Annotated in this window: 1 pseudogene; it reads right to left on the reverse strand. The window is 61.3% G+C overall.

The features are described from left to right. Window positions 1-297: 297 nt before the first annotated feature. A pseudogene (locus Q0601_RS24645) lies at window positions 298-507 on the reverse strand (Hint domain-containing protein); the annotation flags it as partial.

A 507-nucleotide genomic window follows, 5' to 3' on the forward strand; every position in this document is an offset into this window, starting at 1 on the left:
CCCCCCGCCCCCCCCCCCCCGAACAGCCCAACCACCATCTTGGAAGGCTAGAACGGGGCGCGCTTAATCGTAAAGGGCGTTTTTTGGCGCCCCGGGTGGGCGGGGGGCCCCCCCCCCGCACCCCCGAGGTATTTGGACAAAGAAGAAGAATAAGCGAGCCGGGCAGGCGTATATATTCCCTTGTGGTGCTTGTGTTGTCCAATAGCGACGAAACGCCAAATGTCGCGGTTTGGAAATCTTCTCTGCCCGATCCTTTGAACCGGGCAGGGATTTGGTTTCGAAAGAGATCCAGGGCGATCAGCCGTTCAGCAGCGGCATGCCGCGTTTCTTGTGGCGTGCGACCAGTTGCTTGACCTGCGCTCCTTTCTCGGGGATCGGGCGGGCTGACCGGGCTAAGAAATCCGGTTTGGTGATCTCGGGGAACAGGGTCTCGATCTCTTTGCGGGCCTCTGGCGGTACGCTTTGCAGGGCGATGGGGCCGGTGAACAGGCTTTCGGTGGGGGCTTC

It is taken from the genome of Paracoccus wurundjeri (assembly GCF_030678915.1).
GTDB lineage: Bacteria > Pseudomonadota > Alphaproteobacteria > Rhodobacterales > Rhodobacteraceae > Paracoccus > Paracoccus onubensis_A.